Here is a 19,017-nt window from a genome sequence, read left to right on the forward strand (position 1 = left end):
GCGCGGTGAGCGTCACAGCAGATCGTCTCCGGCTCAGCGTTCGCGTCCAGCACGGCGCGACCCATGACGAGATTGCCGGGATCGCGCTTGACGACGCCGGCAACGCCTTCTTAATGGTGCGCGTCACCCGGCTGTCCGAAGGCGGCAGGGCCAACCGCGCGGTCATAAAGCTGCTTGCCAGGTTCTGGCGTCTGCCGGCGCCCTCCATCGGGGTCGCTCGCGGACAGCGGGACCGGCCCAAGGTCCTGGAGATCGGTGGCGGGTCCGCGGTGGCACAGACAATTCGAGAGCGGCTGGGAGCCCTGACATGAGTGAAGCAACCATTATCGACGGCAAGGCGTTTGCGGCGAAGGTCCGCGAAGGCGTGACGAGCAAGGTCGCCAAGCTGAGAACCGCGCACGGCCTCACCCCCGGCCTCGCCGTCGTGCTGGTGGGCGACGATCCCGCGAGCCAAGTCTATGTCCGCAACAAGGGTAAGTCGACGGTCGATGCGGGCATGGAGAGCTTCGAATTCCGCATGCCCGATACCTCGACCCACGACGAGGTTCTGGCCAGGGTTCAGGAGCTCAACGCCGATCCCCGCGTCAACGGTATCCTGGTCCAGCTTCCCCTGCCCGATCAGGTCGACGAGCAGGCGATCATCAACGCCATCGAACCCGCCAAGGATGTCGACGGCTTTCACGTCATCAACACCGGCCGCCTCTCGACCGGCCAGGACGCCATGGTCCCCTGCACGCCGCTCGGCTGCCAGCTCATGCTGCGCGACTTTCTGGGTGCGGACGGGATGAAGGGTGCGGAGGCCGTGATCGTCGGCCGCTCCAACATCGTCGGCAAACCGATGGCCCAGCTCCTGCTGCAGGACCACTGCACGGTGACCGTGGCGCACTCGCGCACCAGGGATCTGCCCGGTGTCGTGCGCCGCGCCGATATCGTGGTTGCCGCCGTGGGTCGACCGGAGATGGTGCGCGGCGACTGGATCAAGCCCGGCGCGACCCTGATCGACGTCGGCATCAACCGCATCGGGAAGGCCGACGGCAAGACTAGGCTCGTGGGCGACGTCTGCTTCGACGAAGCGGTCAAGGTGGCGGGCGCGATCACGCCGGTGCCAGGGGGCGTCGGCCCCATGACCATCGCCTGTCTTCTCGTCAACACGGTGACGGCCGCCTGCCGCCAGCACGGCGTTGCCGAACCGGAGGCATGACCGGACCATGACTCATCTGATCCTTGCCTGTGTTGCCTTCGTCGGGTTGCATGTCGTCCTGTCGGGTACATCTCTGCGGGACAAGGTGGCAGGCCGGCTCGGCGAACCCGCGTTTCTCGGGCTGTTCTCCGCGATTGCGCTCGTGACCATCGTCTGGGCGTCGATCGCCTACGGCAACGCGGACCATGTCGAGATCTGGCTCGCGGGGCCCGCGCTGAAGGGCATCGCCTGGCTGATCATGGTCCCGGCCGTGCTCTTCGTCGTGTGCGGCAACGTGACGCCGAATCCGTCAGCGGTCGGCTCCGAGAAACTCCTGGAACGCGACGACATCGCCAAGGGGATCTTCACCATCACGCGCCATCCCCTGATGTGGGGCATTGCGCTGTGGGCTTTCGCACATCTGCTGGCGAACGGCGATGTCGCAAGCCTGATCCTCTTCGGCAGCATGCTGGTGCTGGTGCTGGTCGGCGTGCCGAGCCAGGAGCGCAAGAAGCGCCGGAAGACTGGCGGGCAATGGGATCGTTTCGCGCAGGCGACGTCGTCCGTGCCCTTCGCTGCGATCCTTCAGGGTCGGACCAGGCTTGACGGGGGCGGCATCGGCTTCTGGCGTGTTGCGCTCTCGGCAGCCGTCTATGCGGTGTTTGTCCTGCTCCATCCCTGGATTATCGGTGTCGCGCCGATTCCCTATTGACTCCGCTCACGCGGGCGACGTCATGGGTGGTGTTTTGATGCGAAACTCTTTGTGCAAAGTGGTGGGATGATCAGGGTCTATCCGGGTTTTTCAGGGATGTGTTGAAATCATCAACACCGCGCGGGGGCGGTCGCCGGAGAAGGTTCCGGCAACATCGTCCCGGACGATGGAGCTGAGGGTCCTGTCGTGCGGGGTAGGCGGCATGTCGCGCAGCGGCGGCGTGGCGCAGTGAAGCGGTCAGCAGATGCAGATGTCCATCCCGGACGGTTCGGGCATGGTTCACGGGCCTCCCTGATCCCGGCGCTGGCCAAGGCGCAGGCGCAAGGCGTTGAGACGGATGAAACCCTCGGCGTCGCGCTGGTCGTAGACCGCATCCTCCTCAAAGGTGACGTGTGCGAGGCTATAGAGCGAATGGGGCGACTGGCGCCCGGTGACGATGACATTGCCCTTGTAGAGCTTCAGCCGGACGGTTCCGGAGACATGCTCCTGGCTCCTGTCGATCAGGGCCTGCAGCATCGTGCGCTCGGGCGAGAACCAGAAGCCGTTGTAAATCAGCTCCGCGTAGCGCGGCATGATCTCGTCCTTGAGATGCGCGGCACCGCGGTCGAGCGTGATCGATTCCATCGCGCGATGGGCGGCGATCAGGACCGTGCCCCCGGGTGTTTCATAGACACCCCGGCTCTTCATGCCGACGAAGCGGTTCTCGACCATGTCGAGCCGGCCGATACCGTTGGCACCGCCGAGTTCGTTCAGCCGGGTCAGCAGCGCCGCCGGCGACAGTGTCTCACCATTGATCGAGACGGCATCGCCCTTTTCGAAGCCGATGGCGATCTCTGTCGCTTCATCGGGCGCCTCAAGCGGATTGACCGTGCGGGAGTAGACGTACTCGGGTGCTTCTTCCCAAGGGTCCTCCAGTACCTTGCCCTCGGCAGAGATGTGCAGAAGGTTCGCATCGACCGAAAACGGTGCCTCGCCGCGCTTGTCGCGCGGGATCGGAATCTGGTGGCTTTCGGCGTAGGCGATGAGCCTGGTGCGCGAGGCAAGATCCCACTCGCGCCATGGCGCGATCACCTTGATGTCGGGATTGAGGCCGTAATAGCCCAGCTCGAAACGCACCTGGTCGTTGCCCTTGCCGGTCGCGCCGTGGGCCACGGCATCGGCCCCGGTCTCGGCGGCGATCTCGATCTGGCGCTTGGCGATCAGCGGTCGGGCGATGGAGGTCCCGAGAAGATACACGCCCTCGTAGAGGGCGTTGGCGCGAAACATCGGAAAGACGTAGTCGCGCACGAACTCCTCGCGGAGGTCCTCGATGTAAATCTCCTTCACGCCCATCATCTCGGCCTTCTTGCGGGCGGGCTCCAGCTCCTCGCCCTGGCCGAGATCGGCGGTAAAGGTCACCACCTCGCAGCGGCAGGTATCCTGCAGCCAGCGCAGGATGACCGATGTGTCGAGCCCGCCGGAATAGGCCAGGACCACCTTCTTGACGTCGCTCATCCGTCTCTCCGTCGACAACCGTTGAGGCCGCTGTCTAGAGCAGTTTTCGCCCGATGGGAATTGGCGGCGAGCATGAGCGCGCCTGCGGCTGCCTCGGTCGAGAGACCTATGTAAGACATTTTTGCATATTTTTCTCTTGCAATATGTCAGTCTTATATGCACGATAATGACGAATATGGTTGAACTGGAATAGGCTCCTACGACTTCATTGAGGGCACCGAGAGAGTCCTGCACGGTATCAGTTGAGATTCATCGAAGGACGAGTTGCGGCATTAAAATAGTTGTGATTGGTCGGGACATCGAGTATAATGCATAAATATGACACAGTTGCTTTAGTCAAATCACTTGAGTTTATCGAAAAGTTTAAGGCTGCAAATCCGTCAACCGCCAAATGTTTTGTAAAGCAGGCTTGGATTGAGTGGGCATCACCGGAAAGAGTGCGCAGCGTTTTTGTTGCGGATGGCTTTGCTCTGCGCTTCTCGGAAGCGAAAACAGGATCATTTTCGAATACGGTCCTGTCCCTTTCAGCACTCGCTCAGCACGACATGTACCCGTTCGTCGTGGTCGTTGTCCGCCCCATCTCGGTGGACTTTCTGTTAGCTAACGCGACCTTCTTAAAAAAGATCAGCCATAGCTCGCAGCAACTTCGCATAGACAACATCAAGGGTAGCTTCAACGGCACCGATATAATGACGACAATTGCGGGAATACCCAACACACCAGAACATTTTGATGATCTGTTCGCCTTACATAGTGCCTTTACGTGGGAAGAGAATCTTGGACGCCTAGTAGAGTCCACCAATGGAATTGTCCCACGAAACATCCGCTTCCAACCAACAAACGCCGAGATTGATCTGATACTTGATGCTCCGGTACGCTTTGCAAATTTTATTGTGTCAAAAGAATATACGGCGATAGAGCGTGACCTGAACGCTCGAATTAGAAACGCCCAGGAAGATATCATCGCCGCAGCCCGAAGCGACAACGTGAACATCCGGGGTAACACAATAGAGAAAATCATCACAGGCGAAGGAAATACCCACGAACTTAGCGATTTGGTTATGTGGTTAGGTGACAGAAAACTGATGATAGATGTGAAGACCAAACTTCTAGACCGATCTTCAGCACCTAAAGCTTATAACGTAGATAAGTTTCTGCGCCTTCTTTCAAAGCCTGATTCTGTTTTTGCTTTCTTCATTGTTGGGTTAGATGTAATGCATCATAAGGTCTTTGGGCGCTTGCTGACTGTACTTGATGATGCTCTAAGAAATTTAACAGTTGTCCAGCACCATTGGGCTGGTCGAGGTTCACGAGGTGTCACCCAGCTTTATGGTGATTTTGGTCAAGCACTATTTGCTGACTATCAACCTTCAATTGATATTGATAGTGCCAGAGGTTTTCTGAAAAGCCTGATTGAGCTCTAGATCAGCAAGCATAGATCGTCATTTGATTTGTTGATTTTCTTAGAGCGCCCATTCATAGCGGCCAAGGAATTTCTCTCCCAGAATATTCCGTCTGAATAACCTTGAATGCCAGTATCTGCGGTGGCTATCTCCAGTCGTTTTTCAGCTAGAAGAGCATATTCTTCTTCTAATTCGACCCCAATGAAATGTCTACCAAGTTTCTTGGCTACTACAGACGTAGTGCCACTCCCAAGAAAAGGGTCTAGTACCAAGTCTTCTGGATTGGTGCTTGCAAGCATCAGCTTTGCTATCAACTTTTCACTTTTCTGAGTGGGATGGTCGGTGTTTTCAGGCATAGACCAAAATGGTATGGTTATATCCGCCCAAAGATTAGAAGGGTGAGTGTCTCGGTAGTTACCATCATCATTTTCCTGCCAATCTTTGGGTGTACCATTTCCATTTCGGTACGGCGCAATGACCTTGCGACGCACTTTTACTTGATCAATATTGAACGTATAATCTTTACCGGTGACGCAGAACCAAATATCCTCACAAGAATTTTTCCAGTTATTTTTTGCCCCGCGCCCTTTTTCGCGTTCCCAAGTAATCCGGTTGATCACATTAAGGCGTTCAGAGGCAGCCACAAAGACGGAGGTAGATGTATACCAGTCGCTGCAAATGTAGACAGTACCATTTGGTTTCACAGCTGGTAGCAGTGCGTCAAGAATGCCGCCTAACCACTCCGTGTATTGCTTAACAGGTCCTTTAGTGAAAGAGCGATCACCAAACCGTTTGTTGAGATTGTATGGCGGATCGAGAAACAGCATATCTACAGAGTTCTTGGCAATATAAGGCGCAACCTCAAGACAATCCCCGAGAATGGTGACATCAACATAATTTTCCTGAGCCTTCGCACTGGATTTGAGGCGTTTCCTTAAATGCTTGCGATCATCCTTATTTAACGTGATGGTTCTGTTTCTAGGCGCTCGACTCTTTTCCAACATCTTCTGCCTAACTCCTTCGCTCATAGATGATGTGAGGGCTACTGATCCATCCCATTTTGCGTTAATAAGATATTCCTGATGCGTAGTCAAGTTCGGCATCTAGCAGCGGGGTCAAGCAAAAGGTGACTTCGGAATCTGGTAGCTTTCGGCGTAGGCGATGAGCTTGGCGCGCGAGACAATATCTCACTCGCGCCATGGCGCGATCACCTTGATGTCGGGATTGAGAGGCCGTAATAGCCCAGCTCGAAACGTACCTGTCAAAAGCGGCAAACAGCGCCTTGACGGCACCCGCCCGGGGTCAGCCTCTCCCGAAACCGCCAGATCGTCTTGTGATCCGGCGTTGACTCACCAATCCGGAACCCCGGAACCCGCCGCCAGCTATACCGGTCCCGAATGGGAAATGCCATCCGCTCCTCACCGGGATTTTGATCACTGGGACATGCGACCGGCCTGTCGCGTTGGCGGAGAGCGGCAGCAACCGCAATCACGTCAGTTGGCCGGCGTCAGTTCGCCCGCGTCAATTCGCCGGAGCGGTCGGTATCCGTGTCTTTCAGAAAGGCGAGCAGGTGCCGATTGAATTCGTCGGGCTTGTTGAAGAACGGTGCATGTTTGCCGCCCGGAATATCCTGCGGTGCGCCGCGCCACAGATTGCCATAACGCAATCGTGCAATGTAGTCGTGATTGAGGAAAGGATCATCGCTGCCACTGAGAAGCGCGAAGGGAAGTTTCCCTTCGCTGAGCAGACGCATTTGTCTTGGCCAGTCGATGATCCCGAGCTTGCCGATCATGTAGAGTCGCGCCCGCCCATCCGTGCGGCGCAGGTTGCGGTGCAGGAAGACGGCGTCCTCCGAAACCGGCGCGGTTGCGCTGTTGCCGAAATCCCTCGCCTCCTGCCGCGAGAAATACCGTTTGCCAGCAAGCACCAGATGAGAGTCCGGGTTGTAGCCGCGCCCGAAATCAACCGGCACCTGGTTGAGCGGCGGTGTGCCTGCGATGGCCAGGGCGCGAACGTCAACATTGCCGCGCGCGGCCAGTTCCAGCCCGACATACCCGCCAAGAGACCAACCGAAGACGCGCACATTGTCGACATCACAGTCTGCCAGGACAGCCTCGGCAATCTCTGCATAGGCGGCGATGTTGTAGGTCGTCTCGGGATCACCATTCGACGACACGCCATGCCCCGGATAGTCGAAGGAGATCACCCGGTACATGTTGCGAAACGCTTGGAATTGTTTGAAAAAGGCTTCCTTGCAGGCGGAATTCCCGTGCAGGAACAGAAGGGCGGGTTTTTCCGCCGCTCCCGTATCCGCGATGGCAATCAAGCCGTGCCGTGTGTCGATATGGCGTTCTTTCGCACCCATGCGATCCTCGCGCGCCTGAGCGTTGCGCCGCCGCCAGCGGGCGGCAAGAGAGGTGCGCAGCACGTCAACAGCTTCGCGCACTTCCTGCACTGCGGCCCAGAGCCCGCCGGGATAGAAGACCACCACCAGAATAATGGCCACGGCAATGACGATGTTTTGCCACGCGCCAAAACCCGAAAGCCACTCCGAGAGAACCGAGATGGCAAAGGCAGCGATAACCGGTCCCCAGATGGTACCGGTTCCGCCAACCAGCAGGATTGACAGCAGCACGGTCAGAAACCCGATGCCGAATGCATCGGGCGATGCCACCCGCAGATAGGCGGCATAAAAGGCCCCGGCGATTCCGGTGAAAACTGCGCTCGCCATGAGCGTGAGTGCACGCGTTCGCGCTTCCGATACACCCCGCGCAATCGCATAGTACTTGTTGTCCCGCAGCGCCACGATTGCCCGGCCAAGCCGCGAGCGGGTGAGCCTGTAAAGGAACGTCAGATTGGCGACCAGAAGTCCGAGACCGACAAAATAGTATCCAATCCGTCCATCCCTTGACAGAGGGTAGTCACCGATTTTCAGGGTTGGCAGTGTCACCATGCCCGAGGTACCGCCTGTGATATCAGACCACGAAATCACGATCAGATAGATCAACTGGCTCAGCGCTATGGTCACAAGGATGACGTATATCCCGTCGAGCCGGAGGACCGGCAGCGCGATCAGCAGTGCCACCAGCGCCGCAGTGCCGCCGCCGGCAAGGATCGACAGCCAGGGGGAAACTCCCAGCGTCTTGGCCAGAATGGCGTAGGTGTAGATACCCACGGCGAACAGCCCCACATGGGCAAAGTTGAAAAGCCCGCCGTAGCCGAGGCTGAGATCCCAGCTTGTCGCAACGATGGCGAAGACAAAGGCCAGAATGATCACGTGGCGGAAATAGGTCGCCTCGAACACGAAGGGGTATGCGATCAGAGCGGCCATCGCGATCAGGAGGGGAACAAGGCCCTGCGTCTTGTGAAGCGGGGGGTCGTACCGCATGTCAGAGGGTCCTCTGGTGATTGCCAAAGAGCCCTTCGGGTTTGAGAAGCAGCACAACGATCATTGTGAAAAACAGGACTGCAGGTGCCCAGTAAAGACCCACGACATAGATCGAGAACGCTTCCAGAAGGCCAATGATGAAGGCGGCATAGATCGGACTGGAAAACCGCGCGACCCCACCGAAGATGACGACGATCAGGGCTTTCATCAGCGGCTCGGACCCCATCGCGGGGTTCATGAAGCGGATTGTACCGACAAACACACCCGCCAGGCCCGCAGTCACCGCCGACAGACCAAATGCAATGGCGAAATAGAGCGGCACGTTCAGCCCTAGGAGTTCGGCTGCTTCGCGGTTTTGCGCCACGGCGCGCATGATCCGCCCCGGGCGCGCATAGCGCAGGAAGAGCCCGATGCCCAACAGGATCGCCAGAACCAGCACCAGAAGAATGCCCTCGCTGGTGGCAAGGCTGATTTGACCCAGGGCGATCTCGCCCTCGCCCAGGGGCGGGATTTGTTTTGACCTTGGCCCCCAGATCAGGAGCAAGCCGTTTTCCAGAATGGCGGAGGCCGCCAGCGTGGTGATGACCGAGATCAGAACCACATCCGCGCGTCGCTCGAAGGGTTTGACCAGCAGGAAGTGCATCAAGACCCCCACCGCAAACATCACGGTAGAGGTCAACACGATGGCCGGAAACAGTGGCAGCCCCCAGGCCTCCGCACCTGAAAACTGCCAGGCGATGTATGCCCCAAGCGCAATGAACGTTCCATGCGCGAAGTTGAAGATGCCCAGAGTCGTCCAAACCAGCGATAACCCCGTCGCCATCAACGCATAAAGCGCGCCCAGAACGATGCCGCCCTGCATGATCGAAAACAGGGTTGGCGCGTCCATCACGGCTGTTCTCCAAACAGGAGCGCCATCAGACCGTCAGGGTCGGGCATCTCGTCGCGTGTCATCCGCCCGGAAATGCGTCCGTGGTCAAACAGATACAGCGTGTCGATGATCTGTTCGAGAAAGCCGACATCCTGATCGATCAGAATGATCGGCATCCCGGTTTTGCGGACGGTCAGAATGGCATCGCAGAGTTCCTGACGGATTTTTGGAGACAGTCCCAGCGTGGGTTCATCGAGGATCAGCAGGCGTGGCGCTGACAGGAGGCCCGCCGCGACGGAGACCATCTGACGCTCGCCCCCCGAAAGAAACCGGATCTTGTGCCCGCCACGTTCGGCAATGCGAGGAAACAGGTCGCCGACCTGCGCTCGTGTCCAACCGCGCCGGGCCCCGGCAGCCTCAGACGAAATCGACAGGGTTTCATCGACAGTGAGTTCGGGAAACAGAAGATTGCCTTGTTGAACATGGATCAGGCCGGCGCGCGCAACTTTCCTGGGGTCCATACGCCTGCGCGTGACCGCGTCGTAATTGAAGTTGCGCCATTTGCGGCTGCCTCTCTCGCCAACGCGGTTCATGCGTGTACCGTGGAAACGGATCGAACCTGACCATGGATCGATCAGGCCGCTCAGCGTTTTCAGAAACGTCGTCTTGCCATGGCCATTGGGGCCAAAAATCCCGATGCTTTCGCCCTCGTGCAAAACGAGATCAATGTCCTGAAAGATCTGTACCGGATCATATCCGCCCGAGAGGGTTTCGATCTGGAGCACTGGTTCAGACGTGGGCCCCTCCCAGATAGGCTTCGACCACATTCGGGTTCCTGATGACGTCGCCTGGCAAGCCCTGGTCGATGACCTTGCCCTGATCGAGCACCAGCAATGTGTCTGACACCTCCATCAGAAGCGACAGAACGTGTTCGATCAGTACAATTGCGATCCCTTCGCCCCGGATCGCGAGGATCACGTCCTTCATGTTGTCGATTTCGGGGCCGGTCAGGCTTGAGGCAGGTTCGTCCATCAAGAGAACACGCGGCTCAAGGGCCAAGGAAGACGCGATCATCAGCAGCTTGCGGTAGTAGACTGGCAAATTGCCCGCCTTCATGTTGTGCATGGTGGGTGGGAACCCAACCAGGTCGAGCATTTTCCCGGCGCGTGTGACCTTCCGGGTAAAGTTCAGCGCGCGCGCTGAACTTTCAACTGCGACCAGCACATTGTCTATGGCGCTGAGTGCGGCAAAGATGTTTTCGCGCTGAAAGGTGCGCCCGATCCCGGCCAGTGCGATGGCATGGGCGCTCAGCTTCTGCATGTTCCGACCTGCCAGCAGCACCGAGCCAGCTGTGGCACCGAAGGGGATGCGCGTGATGATGTTGAACAGCGTGCTTTTGCCGCTGCCATTGGGGCCTGCGATCCCGAAGATCTGCCCGGGCGACACATCAAACGTGACGTCCTGAACGGCTTGCAGGCCGCCAAAGCGCTTGGACATGCCACGCACGGAGAGAACAGGATCGGTCATGCCCCCCAAGTCATGCCCCACAAGTCATCATGCCCCTAGCAGAGCCCTTGTGCACCCGCCACCGTATCGACGGCGACGGGTGCAAGGCTGTCTCAGTTACCGGACATCCAGGGCGGAAGCCGGAACGTGCCATTGGCATAGACAGCCGGGCCGATCATGGTGCGCTCGCCATCCCAAAGCTGCCAGAACGACACCGGCACATGATCGTTGCTTTGCAGCGCCACGTGGGTTTCCGGGTCAAACTCCACATTGCCCGCAACTGTTGCCACCCTGGTTTCGCCGATGGCGCTGCCGATGGCATCGTGATCTGTTGGATCGCCCACCTTTTCCAGGGCGGCAAAGTACATGTTGGCCATCTCATACAAGCCGACGCCATAGGCCCCGGATTCGAGACCAAACCTGTCACGGTACTGCTGCATCAGTTCCTGCCCACGCGGCCATTTGGGGGTATCCAGGGGACCGTTGATCAGATTGTAAAGAACACCGTTCGATTGTGCGCCGGTCAGTTCGACGAATTCGGGCACAGATGGTGCATATTGCAAGAACACCAGGCTGTCGGTCGGATTTTCCAGGAACTGTTTCAGGAACAGCGCTGAATTGCCGGGGATATAATCCGTGTTGATCACAAGATCGGGGTTCGCCTGGTTCACTTTGGCCAGGATGACCTTCCAATCGCTCACTTCGCCAAACGGAACCAACTCATCAACGACCACGTCCCAGCCGCCTTCGGAAAAACTGACCTTCATCCCTTCTGAAATCGTCCTGGAATAGGGATTGTCCGAACTGATGATTGCCACGGTCTTGTTGTCGATGCTGACGTTGCCGGCATCCGCCAGCTCCTGCACCATCGGCAAAACATCGGTCTCATAGCCTTTGAACGACGCCGTGTAGGACCAGCAGCAGTTATACGCGTCCGGGTCCTGGCTCACGATGGCTGCAAACCCCGGGCTGGGGCCTGCTGCGATATAGGGCATGTTCTCTTCAGCCATCAGATCGACTTCGAACATGGACAGCGACGCATAGCCGGTCAGGATCACCTCGACGCCATCCGTGCCCAACAGCCGTTCAACCGCGCTGGACACATTGGCGGCCGAGTGATCTTTCACGTCGGCCACTTCGATTTCGAACATGTAGCCCGCAACGCCGCCCCTGGCGTTCGCTTCTTCCACGGCCCATTCCACACCTCGGATGAATTCTTCCCCATCCGAGGCTGTTGCTCCGGTGAGCGGTGCCAGGACACCGATTTTTACCGTTTCCGCTGAAGCCGCACCGAGCGTCATCAAGGTCATGAAGGCCGCCAGACCCGTTGACCGGAGCAACTGACCGTGTCGCATTTGCTTACCCTTCCATTGTGGTGATTGCACCCGTTTCGCGATTGTACGGTACGATGGCGACGGGCGGCTGACAACCGGCAAGGTTTGCGGAGTCTTGCGTTGACGCGCTGCCGGTCCGGGTGTTCTTCGTCACGCTGCCCCCGTCACGTTGCCCCCGTCACACTGCCCAAGTGCCTCCGGTTCCTCGCGCCCGACAATCGGTGCCAACATGTCCCGGATATCACCGTCACCACGATCCGTCGTCCGGGCAGCGCGGCAGGCGATGTTTGACCGCATCAATCTTGTCGGATGTTTCCGGGAAGCGGCACCTCAATTGCGCCGCCCGGGATTTTCCGAAACGCCTGCGGGACTGAACGGTCAGGCGGCCGCTTCGGCCTGCTCGCGCAACAGTTCGCTCCTGCGCTTCCTGACGGTGTCGGACTTGAGCTGACCGCAGGCGGCCAGGATGTCGCGGCCGCGCGGGCGGCGCACAGGGGCGGAGAGGCCGCCGGTGTTCACGATCCTCGCGAACGCGGAAATGCGGTTGTTCGATGAACATTCGAACGGCGCGCCCGGCCAGGCATTGAACGGGATCAGGTTCACCTTCGCCGGGATGCCCTTGAGCAACTGCACCAGGGCTCGGGCATCGGCATCGCTGTCGTTCACGCCCTTGAGCATGACGTATTCGAAGGTGATGCGGCGGGCGTTCGACGCGCCGGGATAGGCGCGGCAGGCGTCGAGCAGCTCGGCGATCGGGTATTTCCTGTTGAGCGGCACCAGCGTGTTGCGGATCTCATCGGTGACGGCGTGGAGCGAGACCGCGAGGTCGACATTCAGCTCCGCGCCGCAGCGTTTCATCATCGGCACGACACCCGAGGTCGAGAGCGTGATGCGGCGGCGCGAGAGTGCGATGCCCTCCTCGTCCATGACGATCCTGAGCGCGGTCCTGACGTTCTCGAAGTTATAGAGCGGCTCGCCCATGCCCATCATGACGATGTTCGAAAGCAGGCGACCGCCGTCGGTCGGCGTAGGCCATTCCCCAAGGTGGTCGCGCGCCAGCATGAACTGGCCGACGATCTCGCCAGGCTCCAGGTTGCGCACCAGGCGCTGGGTGCCGGTATGGCAGAAGGTGCAGGTCAGCGTGCAGCCGACCTGGGACGAGATGCAAAGCGCCCCGCGGTCCTCTTCCGGAATGTGAACGCTCTCGATCAGGTGCCCGCCCCCGGCCTTCAGGAGCCACTTCCGGGTCCGATCCTCGCTGACCTGGTGGCGCACCACCTCGGGCCGCTTGAGGACACAGGTCGCCGCCAGACGCTCACGCAGCGGCCTGGCCAGCGTCGTCATCGCGGCGAAGTCGGTGACGCCGCGATGGTAGATCCAGTGCCAGAGCTGCTTCACGCGGAACGGCTTTTCGCCCAGAGCGTCAACCTCCGCCGCGAGCGCGTCGCGCGAAAGGCCGATCAGGTTCTTGCGAGTGTCGATGGTCGTGGTGTCGATGGTTGCCGCCGTATCCGTCATGGCGCCGATATGGTGCCGGCGCACCGGAAAACCAGACGGTACGGGCGCGTTCCCGACCCGACGTTGTCGAGGTGCGGTCTGGTGCGAGCGCGTGCGAGCCTTGAGATGGCGCGAGATGGTGCGGGCTTGGGGATCAGTTCACGCAGGCCCGGCTGATCGTCTCGTAGGCCGCGGTGAAGCCGAGCAGGGAGACCGTGTCGGTCGTGTCGGTGCCGCGCCAGGAGCGGCCCTTCACGGTCATGTCGACGCCGGCCTTCATCGCCGCAATGAGATTGCGATCGTCGCCTTCGGTGTAGGTCCAGGCTGTGTCGCCCCGGCTGAACAGCTCGAAGCTCCTGTCGCCGACGGTCACGGTGACCGGCGACTCCTCCTCGTAGTTGTAGCCTGCGATGATCGAGATCACGTCGCGGTTGCCACCCGGCGTCCGGTGCGTGACCTGCACCCAGACATCGCCGCGCTGCGTGTAGTTGCCCTGCGAGTCGGTCGGCTCGGTGGCGATGTAACAGACGCGCATGCTGCCGTCCTGATAGGCGAAGGCCGACCAGTCGCGATAGGTGCCAAGCGTCCGTGGCTCCTGCGCATTCGCGGGCCAGCCCGTCACGATCAGGACCAGACAGGGAATGAAGAAAAACATCGAACGTGAAAGAGTGGTCATGTCCTGAGCCCCGGTATCGTCGTCGAGACTGTCGTCGTGTGAGATCTGATCGCTGTGCGCCATGCGGACATTAACCCAATGAAGGCGGCGAAAACAGGGCAATGCGAAATCAGGGAGCGGGCGAAACCTGTTGCGCCTGACACGCACGGATGGACCGATCTCCCCTGTGACGCCTCTCCTCTGTGACGCCGGTCACCGTCCTTATCCTGACAAAGCGCCCGCCGTGGACGTGCTGCCCGATGCCCTCAACACCGAATGCCGAAGTAACCCCGCATCCCTCAGGATGCCGACACCGGCCGACCGGGACAAGAGCGGCTTGACCGCCGGGTGGCCCTGCCCTACCCGGATGCCCTCACCAGAGCGGATCGCATGCGATCCGCTCTGCATCTGAAGACCCGGGGCATCTTCACCCGTTCAGATCGAATCAATCTGAACGATCTGAACGGGGGATATGCTCCAGGGAGCCCCAGCCATGCACGACGACGCGCTGCCTGTCCTGATCGAGGTCATTCGCGGCAACACCACCGAGAGCCGCCATGCCGGTGTGGCGGTGGTCTGCGATGCCAGGGGCACCGTGATGTGGAGCCTGGGCGACCCCGGCCTCGTCATGTTCCCGCGTTCGGCGATCAAGCCGATCCAGTCGGCGCTGGTCATGGCCGAAAGTGGCGCGATGCAGGCCTTCGACGTCAGCCCGCAAGAGCTCGCGCTTGCCTGTGCGAGCCATGCGGGCGACCCCATCCACACCGATCCGGTGCGCACCTGGCTCAGCCGCATCGGGCTCGAACCGTCGAACCTCGAATGCGGCCCGCAGGATCCGCGCACCAGGGACGTTCTGCGCGACCTGTTGCGTGCAGGCTGCGAGGCCGGGCGCGAGCACAACAACTGTTCGGGCAAGCACACCGGCTTTCTCACCATCTGCAGGCACATGGGCGTCGACCCTGCTGGCTATCCCGATGCCGACCACCCGGCCCAGGCGGCCGTGTGCCGCACCATGGCCGAGATGTGCGACACCGATCACGCCACCGCCGATCTCGGCACCGACGGCTGTGGTGTCCCCTCCATCGCCATGCCGCTGGTCGGTCTCGCGACCGGCATGGCACGGCTTGCCGATCCCTCCGGTCTCAGCCATGGCCGCGCACAGGCCTGCCGCGCCATCGTCGCCGCCATGGCCGCGCACCCGCTGATGATCGCCGGTGCCGGACGGACGTGTTCGGTCCTCAACCGGGCCGGCAAGGGCCGGTTTGTCGTGAAGGGCGGTGCCGAAGGCGTCTACGCGGCAGCGTGGCCCGGGAAGGGCTGGGGCATCGCACTCAAGATCGCCGACGGCGCGGGCCGCGCCGCCGAGGTGGCCGTGATCCATGTCCTGCGCCACATTGGCGCGATCGACGACGCGACGTGGCAGTCTCTCGCCGCCTGGCGACAGCCGCAGCAGCACAACTGGGCGGGGACACGGACCGGCGAACTGAGAGCCGCCGGGACGCTGAGCGCCCGGAGCGGATAGCACTCAGGAGCGGCTCGCAGATCGATCCGGGCTGATCGGGACATGCTCTAACCCTTCAACGCCTCGATCCCCTCAAACAGCTTCAGCGCCTCGGGATTGGCCATCGCCCCGGTGTTCTTCACCGGGCGGCCGTGGACGATGTCGCGCACGGCGAGCTCGCTGATCTTGTTCGAGCGGGTACGCGGAATGTCGGTCACGGCGATGACCCTGGCGGGCATGTGGCGCGGCGAGGCATTGGTGCGGATTTTCTGACGGATCGCGTCGATCAGGTCGTCGGTCAGGTCATGGCCCGGACGCATCACGACAAAGAGCACGACACGCACGTCGTCGTCCCAGTCCTGGCCGATGCAGAGGCTTTCGAGCACCTCGTCGAACTGCTCGACCTGGCGGTAGATTTCCGCTGTGCCGATGCGCACGCCACCGGGGTTCAGCACCGCGTCCGAGCGGCCGCAGATGACCATGCCGCCGCTCTCGGTCACGACCGACCAGTCGCCATGACGCCAGACGTTGTCGAACACGTCGAAATAGGCCGCGTGATACCGCGCGCCATCGGGGTCGTTCCAGAACCCGACGGGCATCGACGGGAACGGCCGGGTGCAGACCAGTTCGCCCTTTTCGCCCGTGGGCAGCGCCGTGCCGTCGTCCCCGAAGACGTCGACGGCCATGCCGAGACCGCGCGACTGGATCTCGCCCCTGCGCACCGGCAGCACCGGATTGCCGAGCGCGAAGCACGAGATGATGTCGGTGCCGCCGGAGATCGACGAGAGCTGCACGTCCTCTTTCACGTCGCGATAGACATAGTCGAAACCCTCGGGCACCAGCGGCGAGCCGGTCGACATGACGAGCCTGAGACGCGAGAGATCGTGGCTTTCGCGCGGCCTCACACCCGCCTTCCCGATCGCCGAAATGTATTTCGCCGAGGTGCCGAAGACCGATATGCGCTCCTGCTCGCAGAAGTCCCACAGGACCTGTGGCGAGGGATGCACCGGGTTGCCTTCGTAGAGCAGCAGCGTGGCACCGATGGCGAGGCCCGAGACCTGCCAGTTCCACATCATCCAGCCGCAGGTCGAGACATAGAGCATGCGGTCGCCGGGCTGCAGGTCGCAGTGCAGGCGATGCTCCTTCAGGTGCTGCAGCAGGGTGCCGCCGTGACCGTGCACGATGCACTTCGGCGCACCGGTCGTGCCCGACGAATACATGATGAAGAGCGGGTGATCGAACGGCACCCGGTTGAAGGGGATGTCGCCGGCCGGCACCCGGGCGGTCGCCTGGTCCCAGGAGACGGCGTTGGGCAGCGTTGAGAGATCGGGGTCGACCTCGACATGGGGCACGACGACGATCGCCTCGATGCCGGGCATCGCGGCCAGGATCCCGGCGACGCGCGGACGACTGTCGAAGGTCTTGCCGCCGTAAACGTAGCCATCGGCGCAGACCAGCGCCCTGGGTTCAATCTGGCCGAAGCGGTCGAGCACGCCTTGCGTCCCGAAGTCAGGCGAGCAGGACGACCAGACAGCACCCAGACTCGCGGTCGCCAGCATGGCGGCGATGGTCTCGGGCAGGTTGGGCAGGAAACCCGCGACCCTGTCGCCCTCGCCCACGCCATTCGCAGCGAGCCATGCGCGCAGGGCGGCGACCGTGTCGTAGAGTTCGGCGAAGGTTATGACGCTGCGCGTGCCGTTCTCGCGCCAGCAGACGACAGCCTCACAACCGTCGCGGCGGCGCAGCAGGTTCTCGGCATGGTTCAGGCGCGCCTCCGGGAACCAGCGGGCGCCGGGCATGGCATCGCCGTTCTCCAAAATCGCCGCGCCCTGCCCGGAGCCGACGACCTCGCAGAACTCCCAGAGCAGGGACCAGAAGCCCTCGCGGTCCTCGACCGACCAGTGCCACAGAGCGTCGTAGTCCGGCAGGTCGCGCCCGCTCTTGCTCGCCGCGAGATGGCGAAAACGTGTCATGGCCGACGCGGCCACGCGTGCGGGATCGGGAGTCCAGAGAATCTCGTTCATGGGATCATCCCCCCAACTGCCGTCATCCCGGACAAGCGGCGGCAGCCACAACGATCCGGCATCCTGTAACACTTTGACTCACACTCTGCCTCTGCGGACCGAGATCCCGGCTTTCCCTGCGATTCGTCCGGCCCATGTCCGCCATGCTCCGGCTCAACCGGCTGTCGCAAGCCCGAAAGCCCAGGACCTTTATTGACTGTTGCAATGTCATTCTTTTAGAGGTCATCTTCACGATCGAAACTGCTGCGTATCACGGCTTCCGCACGGCCTCCATGGAGGATGTGGCGGTGACCTGCGCGGTGGGACATTGATCTTCGATCGTTCGCCACACTTGACCCCCCGTATCCTGGCCGTGCGAAAGTCAACATTGACAGCACAACCCTCCACCTTCCCGGAAGCCCGACTCGATTGCGGTGCATCCGCTCTCGAAACACAAATATAAAACCCGTTCGAGAACAAGGAACCATGGCTGAAGCCCGCTTCCCCGACTTTTATATTGTCGGCGCTCCCAAGTGCGGGACAACGGCCCTCACCTTCTATCTCATGCAGCATCCGCAGATTTACATGGGACGGAAGGATGACAGCCTGGATGTCAAGGCGGTCGCGATGCTCGACAACAGCTCCCTTGATGTCTCTGTCAAGGACTTCACAGAGTTGGGTTATTTCGGCAGTGATATGCTTGCCAAACCCACAGAAAAGCAGAGCAAAGAGGCCTATCTCGCGTATTTCGCGGGCGCACGCGCCGGCCAGATCCTCGGCGAGACAACGGCCCTGAACCTGAAGTCGAAGTCTGCTGCCCGGGAGATCCATGACGCCAATCCCGAGGCCCGGGTCATCGCGCTCCTTCGGGACCCCGTCGACCTGCTGACGTCAATGCAGAACCAGCGGCGGTACATGGGCTATCGTCATGCCTATGGGTCACTCGAAGAACTGATCGCAGCGGATCGGCAGGCTGAGGATGGCTCACCCCGTCCGGAGAACGAACAGTACGTCGATGTCTGCATGTTCTCCGAACAGCTGAAGCGCTATTTCCGGATCTTCGACCGGGACAGGGTGCTCGTCCTGTTCCAGGAGGAGATGAGGCGCGACACGACCGATACGTTTCGTGAGATCTGCCGGTTCCTCGGCGTCGATCCGGATGTCGACGTCAACTTCGCGGCGGTCAATCGCTACAAGAAGATCACCTGGGTGCAGAGGACCTGGAGCGCCATTCGCGCGTCCGGGCTGATCAGGCTGAAGCTCCTGTTGCCGCCACAGCGCCGCAGGGACCTGCGCAGGTGGGTCTACCGTCTCATGCTCTCCCACGACAACAAGCCGTCGCCCGATGAAGCAGTCCAGGCCAGACTGCGGGACCTCTTTCGCGACGAGATCGAGAGTCTCGAGCAGCTCCTCGGACGACCTCTTCCGTGGCCGGGCTATCGCAGCGCCGGAGATGTATTCACCCCCCCCCCC

General features: G+C 60.7%; 17 protein-coding genes. 6 read left to right on the forward strand and 11 right to left on the reverse strand.

Features of this window, described 5'->3' with window-relative positions; genetic code table 11:
* Positions 1–5 precede the first annotated feature (5 nt).
* From GDA49_09985 to GDA49_09995, 3 genes are read left to right on the forward strand one after another with little or no spacing between them, the layout of a single operon-like run.
* The gene (locus GDA49_09985) at positions 6–311 is read left to right on the forward strand and encodes a DUF167 domain-containing protein (protein MBC6440715.1); all 306 of its coding nucleotides are present in this window, start codon (positions 6–8) and stop codon (positions 309–311) included.
* Positions 308–1,201, forward strand: a complete 894-nt coding sequence (gene folD / locus GDA49_09990) for a bifunctional methylenetetrahydrofolate dehydrogenase/methenyltetrahydrofolate cyclohydrolase FolD (protein MBC6440716.1) — start codon at positions 308–310, stop codon at positions 1,199–1,201. The genes GDA49_09985 and folD overlap by 4 nt, the downstream gene beginning before the upstream one ends.
* 7 nt (positions 1,202–1,208) lie before the next feature.
* A complete protein-coding gene (locus tag GDA49_09995) occupies positions 1,209–1,892 on the forward strand; it encodes an NnrU family protein (protein ID MBC6440717.1) in 684 nt (227 codons plus the stop codon).
* A 279-nt stretch (positions 1,893–2,171) separates the two neighbouring features.
* On the opposite strand, the gene GDA49_10000 is transcribed toward GDA49_09995, so the two are convergent.
* The gene (locus tag GDA49_10000) at positions 2,172–3,386 is read right to left on the reverse strand and encodes an argininosuccinate synthase (protein MBC6440718.1); all 1,215 of its coding nucleotides are present in this window, start codon (positions 3,384–3,386) and stop codon (positions 2,172–2,174) included.
* Positions 3,387–3,694: 308 nt separating this feature from the next.
* On the opposite strand from GDA49_10000, the gene GDA49_10005 reads away from it, so the two are divergent.
* A complete protein-coding gene (locus GDA49_10005) occupies positions 3,695–4,810 on the forward strand; it encodes a hypothetical protein (protein ID MBC6440719.1) in 1,116 nt (371 codons plus the stop codon).
* Here GDA49_10005 and GDA49_10010 read toward each other — a convergent pair.
* The 9 genes from GDA49_10010 to GDA49_10050 all read right to left on the reverse strand — a co-directional run bounded on the left by GDA49_10010 (position 4,807) and on the right by GDA49_10050 (position 14,124).
* On the reverse strand, positions 4,807–5,793 hold the full coding sequence (locus tag GDA49_10010) for a site-specific DNA-methyltransferase (GenBank protein MBC6440720.1): 987 nt from the start codon (positions 5,791–5,793) through the stop codon (positions 4,807–4,809). The two genes, GDA49_10005 and GDA49_10010, sit on opposite strands and share 4 nt — an antisense overlap.
* A 257-nt stretch (positions 5,794–6,050) precedes the next feature.
* Complete coding sequence (locus tag GDA49_10015) at positions 6,051–6,200, reverse strand: transposase (GenBank protein MBC6440721.1); 150 nt, start codon at positions 6,198–6,200, stop codon at positions 6,051–6,053.
* Positions 6,201–6,296: 96 nt separating this feature from the next.
* The gene (locus GDA49_10020) at positions 6,297–8,177 is read right to left on the reverse strand and encodes an alpha/beta fold hydrolase (GenBank protein MBC6440722.1); all 1,881 of its coding nucleotides are present in this window, start codon (positions 8,175–8,177) and stop codon (positions 6,297–6,299) included.
* Between the two features lies 1 nt (position 8,178).
* Entirely contained in the window at positions 8,179–9,039 is an 861-nt protein-coding gene (locus GDA49_10025; protein MBC6440723.1) for a branched-chain amino acid ABC transporter permease, read from the reverse strand.
* Positions 9,040–9,065: 26 nt separating this feature from the next.
* Positions 9,066–9,833, reverse strand: coding sequence for an ATP-binding cassette domain-containing protein (locus GDA49_10030; protein ID MBC6440724.1), 768 nt, complete (start codon positions 9,831–9,833; stop codon positions 9,066–9,068).
* 4 nt (positions 9,834–9,837) lie between these two features.
* On the reverse strand, positions 9,838–10,575 hold the full coding sequence (locus GDA49_10035) for an ABC transporter ATP-binding protein (GenBank protein ID MBC6440725.1): 738 nt from the start codon (positions 10,573–10,575) through the stop codon (positions 9,838–9,840).
* A 92-nt stretch (positions 10,576–10,667) separates the two neighbouring features.
* Positions 10,668–11,909 (reverse strand): ABC transporter substrate-binding protein, encoded by a 1,242-nt coding sequence (locus GDA49_10040; GenBank protein ID MBC6440726.1) that lies wholly within the window; start codon positions 11,907–11,909, stop codon positions 10,668–10,670.
* A gap of 357 nt (positions 11,910–12,266) precedes the next feature.
* Positions 12,267–13,406: a 23S rRNA (adenine(2503)-C(2))-methyltransferase RlmN gene (gene rlmN / locus GDA49_10045; GenBank protein MBC6440727.1), complete on the reverse strand. Its 1,140-nt coding sequence runs from the start codon at positions 13,404–13,406 to the stop codon at positions 12,267–12,269.
* Between the two features lie 133 nt (positions 13,407–13,539).
* Complete coding sequence (locus GDA49_10050) at positions 13,540–14,124, reverse strand: hypothetical protein (GenBank protein ID MBC6440728.1); 585 nt, start codon at positions 14,122–14,124, stop codon at positions 13,540–13,542.
* 409 nt (positions 14,125–14,533) lie between these two features.
* Here GDA49_10050 and GDA49_10055 point away from each other — a divergent pair, with 409 nt between their 5' ends.
* A complete protein-coding gene (locus tag GDA49_10055) occupies positions 14,534–15,562 on the forward strand; it encodes an asparaginase (protein ID MBC6440729.1) in 1,029 nt (342 codons plus the stop codon).
* A gap of 47 nt (positions 15,563–15,609) precedes the next feature.
* Here GDA49_10055 and GDA49_10060 read toward each other — a convergent pair whose 3' ends face one another.
* Positions 15,610–17,565, reverse strand: coding sequence for an acetoacetate--CoA ligase (locus GDA49_10060; protein MBC6440730.1), 1,956 nt, complete (start codon positions 17,563–17,565; stop codon positions 15,610–15,612).
* A gap of 465 nt (positions 17,566–18,030) precedes the next feature.
* On the opposite strand from GDA49_10060, the gene GDA49_10065 reads away from it, so the two are divergent.
* The coding region (locus GDA49_10065) for a sulfotransferase (protein ID MBC6440731.1) at positions 18,031–19,017 on the forward strand (987 nt) is incomplete at its 3' end.

The organism is Rhodospirillales bacterium (assembly GCA_014323865.1).
Taxonomy (GTDB): Bacteria; Pseudomonadota; Alphaproteobacteria; order SP197; family SP197; genus SP197.